General features: G+C 72.2%; 5 protein-coding genes and 1 pseudogene. 5 read left to right on the top strand and 1 reads right to left on the bottom strand.

Annotated features, from left to right (window positions below):
• Window positions 1-517, bottom strand: a pseudogene (locus AB0917_RS33770) (ABC transporter permease); the annotation flags it as partial.
• Between the two features lie 119 nt (window positions 518-636).
• Here AB0917_RS33770 and AB0917_RS33765 point away from each other — a divergent pair.
• The 5 genes from AB0917_RS33765 to AB0917_RS33745 form a co-directional block, all read left to right on the top strand.
• Window positions 637-1,257, top strand: coding sequence for a TetR/AcrR family transcriptional regulator (locus AB0917_RS33765; protein WP_366823528.1), 621 nt, complete (start codon window positions 637-639; stop codon window positions 1,255-1,257).
• Window positions 1,258-1,402: 145 nt separating this feature from the next.
• On the top strand, window positions 1,403-1,705 hold the full coding sequence (locus tag AB0917_RS33760; RefSeq protein WP_366823527.1) for an urease subunit gamma: 303 nt from the start codon (window positions 1,403-1,405) through the stop codon (window positions 1,703-1,705).
• A 14-nt stretch (window positions 1,706-1,719) separates the two neighbouring features.
• On the top strand, window positions 1,720-2,031 hold the full coding sequence (locus tag AB0917_RS33755; RefSeq protein ID WP_366823526.1) for an urease subunit beta: 312 nt from the start codon (window positions 1,720-1,722) through the stop codon (window positions 2,029-2,031).
• Complete coding sequence (locus tag AB0917_RS33750) at window positions 2,024-3,745, top strand: urease subunit alpha (RefSeq protein ID WP_366823525.1); 1,722 nt, start codon at window positions 2,024-2,026, stop codon at window positions 3,743-3,745. The genes AB0917_RS33755 and AB0917_RS33750 overlap by 8 nt, the downstream gene beginning before the upstream one ends.
• Before the next feature lie 12 nt (window positions 3,746-3,757).
• Window positions 3,758-4,213 (top strand): urease accessory UreF family protein (locus tag AB0917_RS33745; protein ID WP_366823524.1); only part of this gene is annotated, 456 nt, incomplete at its 3' end.

Below are 4,213 nucleotides of genomic sequence, written 5' to 3'. Positions count from 1 at the left end.
CAGGCCGCGCCAGTCGAACTGCTTGAAGCGCTCCAGGCGCAACGGGTCCTGCGGCAGGCCCCAGGCCACGCAGCCCATGGCCACCAGCGAGGGCACTGCCGCGCGGGTCCCCGGAGGGGGCGGCCACCACATCGGTGACCCGGACCTGAGCGCCTTCCGGTGCCGCCGCCGTCACCGCCTCGCGCAGCAGCTGGGCGACGACAGGGCTCGCGGCCGACGCGGTGAGCACGTGCGGGCCCTCCGGTCCGGCGACGACGGCTCCGTAGACGACCCGGTCCTCGATCGCCTCCCGCGCCGCCGCCTCGTCGTCGAAGCGGTGCACCTCGAAGGCGCCCCCACGCTGCTCGAACTGCTGCCGCAGCTGGTCGGCCGCCGGTGCCGCACCGGCCACCCCCACCGGAAGGTCGCGGGGCGCGATCCGCGCGGCGGGCCAGGCGAAGGCCCACAGGGCGAGCGTCACCACCAGCGGGATCAGCAGGACGACCGCCACCGCGCGGCGGTTGTGCTGAGTGGACATGAGGGACCTCGATTCGCGGGGCGGGCATAGAGAAGGATTGTTCGTTTTATTTGACTGGACCTACTTTCAGCACGGTGTGCCGACTTGTCAAGAAGGAACGTTCGTTTTACGTTGGGTGCATGGCTCGTGTATCCCAGGAACACCTCGACGCCCGGCGCCGCCAGATCCTCGACGGCGCCGCGCGCTGCTTCGCGCGCAGCGGATTCCACGGCACGTCCATGCAGGACGTCCTCAAGGAGGTGGGTCTGTCGGCCGGTGCCGTCTACCGCTACTTCACCGGCAAGGACGACCTGATCGCGGCCATCGCCGAGGGAGCCTTCGCCAACATCCGCAGCGCCTTCGCGAAGGCCGCGCGCACCACCCCGCCGCCCACCCCGGACGTGCTGCTGAGCGGGGTGCTCGGGGGGCTGTTCGAGGGGGCGGTGCACGGACTGGAACGGCGTACGGTCGCCTCCCTCATCGTGCAGGTGTGGTCCGAGACCCTCCGGGACGAGCGGCTCGCGGCCCTGCTGGAGCAGGGGTACACGGATATGCGGATCGTCTGGGCCGAGGTGGTCGCCGCGTACCGGGACGCCGGAATCCTGCCGCCGGGCGTGCCGGACGACCATGTGGCCCGCACGATGGTCGCCACCGCCCAGGGCTTCATCCTGCAGGAGGCTCTTTTCGGGGACGTGCGCCCCGAAGTGGTGGAGGACGGCTTGCGCGGGCTGATGTCCATGCAGACGCGGGAGGCCGGTTAACGCAACGGAAAAACTTCCGCCCTATCGTGCACCACCTGGTCGCGGGAGCCGGGTTCGCCGTTCGACGAAGTGCTGAACGGGGAGGGGGCCCCGCTGCGCCCGGAGGCCGGTGCCGGTGCCGGGCGGGAGACGATGAGGTGGAAGCGTGCAACTGACCCCGCACGAGCAGGAACGCCTGCTCATCCATGTGGCCGCCGACGTGGCCGAGAAGCGCCGGGCACGCGGGCTGAGGCTCAATCACCCCGAGTCCGTCGCCCTGATCACCGCCCATCTGCTGGAAGGCGCCCGGGACGGCCGCGGCGTCGCCGAACTCATGGCGTCCGGCCGCGCGGTGCTCACCCGCGACGAGGTGATGGAGGGCATCCCCGAGATGCTCCACGACGTCCAGGTCGAGGCCACCTTCCCGGACGGCACCAAGCTCGTCACCGTCCACGACCCGATCGTCTGACCGGGGGCGCGCCGATGGTTCCCGGAGAGATCCTGTACGGGGAAGGGGGGATCGCCCTCAACGAGGGGCGTCCCGTCACCCGCCTCACCGTCCTCAACGCCGCCGACCGTCCCGTCCAGGTCGGCTCCCACTACCACTTCGCCGAGGCCAACCCCGGCCTGCGCTTCGACCGGGCGGCCGCCCACGGGCTGCGGCTGCACATCGCGGCCGGTACGGCGGTCCGCTTCGAGCCCGGCATCCCCGTCGACGTCGAGCTCGTCCCCCTCGCCGGCCGCCGCACCGTCCCCGGCCTGCGCGGCGAGACCGGAGGCGCGCTCGATGCCTGACCTCGACAGGGCCGTGTACGCGGACATCTTCGGGCCCACCACCGGCGACCGCGTCCGCCTCGCCGACACCGGCCTCTTCGTCGAGATCGAGGAGGACCGATCGGGCGGCCCAGGCCACGCGGGCGACGAGGCGGTCTTCGGCGGCGGCAAGGTGATCCGGGAGTCCATGGGCCAGGCCCGCACCACCCGGGCCGAGGGCGCCCCCGACACCGTCGTCACCGGCGCGGTCGTCATCGACCACTGGGGCATCGTCAAGGCCGACATCGGCATCCGCGACGGCCGCATCACCGGCATCGGCAAGGCCGGGAACCCGGACACCATGGACGGCGTCCACCCCGCTCTGGTGATCGGTCCCGAGACCGAGATCATCGCGGGCAACGGCAAGTTCCTCACGGCCGGAGCGGTCGACGCGCACGTCCACTTCATCTCGCCGACCCTCGTGGACCAGGCGCTCTCCAGCGGCATCACCACCCTCGTCGGCGGCGGCACCGGACCTGCCGAGGGAACCAAGGCCACCACCATCACCCCGGGCCCCTGGCACCTTGCCCGGATGTTCGAGGCCCTGGAGGCCTTCCCCGTCAACATCGGGCTGCTCGGCAAGGGCAACACCACCTCCCGCGACGCCCTGTACTCCCAACTGCGCGGCGGAGCCCTGGGGTTCAAGATCCATGAGGACTGGGGCGCCACCCCGGCCGCCATCGACGCCTGCCTCACCGTCTGCGAGGAGACCGGCGCCCAGCTCGCCCTGCACACCGACACCCTCAACGAGGCCGGGTTCGTCGCCGACACCCTCGCCGCCATCGCCGGGCGCTCGATCCACGCGTACCACACCGAGGGTGCGGGCGGCGGGCACGCGCCCGACATCATCACCGTGGTCTCCGAGCCGTACGTCCTGCCGAGCTCGACCAACCCGACCCGGCCGCACACCGTCAACACCATCGAGGAACACCTCGACATGCTGATGGTCTGCCACCACCTCAACCCGGCCGTCCCCGAGGATCTGGCCTTCGCGGAGTCCCGTATCCGGCCCTCCACCATCGCGGCCGAGGACATCCTCCATGACCTCGGCGCCATCTCGATCATCTCCTCGGACTCCCAGGCGATGGGGCGCATCGGTGAGGTGATCCTGCGGACCTGGCAGACCGCCCACGTCATGAAGAAGCGGCGCGGTGCCCTGCCCGGGGACGGGGCGGCCGACAACCACCGGGTCCGTCGCTATGTCGCCAAATACACCATCAACCCGGCCGTCGCGCAGGGCCTGGACAGGGAGATCGGCTCGGTGGAGACCGGCAAGCTCGCGGACCTCGTGCTGTGGGACCCGGCGTTCTTCGGTGTGAAGCCGCAGACCGTCATCAAGGGCGGACAGATCGCGTACGCGCAGATGGGCGACGCCAACGCCTCCATCCCCACGCCCCAACCGGTCATGCCCCGGCCGATGTTCGGCGCACTGGGCCGGGCCGCCGCACGCGGCTCCCTCAACTTCGTCACCGGGACGGCGATCGAGGACGGACTGCCCGAACGGCTCGGCCTGGAGAAGGAGTTCGCGCCGATCGCCGGCACCCGGGGGGTCACCAAGGCGGACATGCGGGAGAACGACGCGATGCCGCACGTCCACGTGGAGCCCGACAGCTTCGCCGTCACCATCGACGGTGAACCGGTCGAGCCCGCACCGGCGGCCGAACTGCCCATGGCCCAGCGCTACTTCCTCTTCTGAGCGGAGCCGGTCATGTCACGCGCAGCCCTGCTCGTCCTCGCCGACGGCCGGTTCCCCGCCGGCGGTCACGCCCACTCCGGCGGCGCCGAACCGGCCGTCATCCAGGGGCGCGTCCGCGACGCCGACGACCTCGCCGCCTTCTGCCGGGGCCGCCTGCACACCGCCGGGCTCACCGCCGCCGCCCTCGCCGCGGCGGCCGCCCACGGCCTCGACCCGCTCGCGCTGGACGAGGCCGCCGACGCCCGTACGCCCTCACCGGCTCTACGGGCCACCGCCCGCAAGCTCGGCCGCCAGCTGATGCGGGCCGCCCGCGCCACCTGGCCCAGCTCCGAACTCGACGCGCTCGCCGCCGCCCGGCCGCGCGGCGCCCACCAGCCCGTCGTCCTCGGCCTCACCGCCAGAGCGGCGGGGCTCGGGCCCGAGGACGCGGCGCACTGCGTGGCGTACGAGACGGTCGGCGGCCCGGCC

The organism is Streptomyces sp. NPDC007346 (assembly GCF_040703535.1).
Lineage (GTDB): Bacteria > Actinomycetota > Actinomycetes > Streptomycetales > Streptomycetaceae > Streptomyces.
This window is presented reverse-complemented; position numbering and strand designations above follow the sequence as displayed.

Coding starts and splice junctions, on each gene's coding strand:
- AB0917_RS33755 (WP_366823526.1), top strand. CDS start 1,720: ATGGTTCCCGGAGAGATCCTGTACGGGGAAGGGGGGATCGCCCTCAAC.
- AB0917_RS33765 (WP_366823528.1), top strand. CDS start 637: ATGGCTCGTGTATCCCAGGAACACCTCGACGCCCGGCGCCGCCAGATC.
- AB0917_RS33750 (WP_366823525.1), top strand. CDS start 2,024: ATGCCTGACCTCGACAGGGCCGTGTACGCGGACATCTTCGGGCCCACC.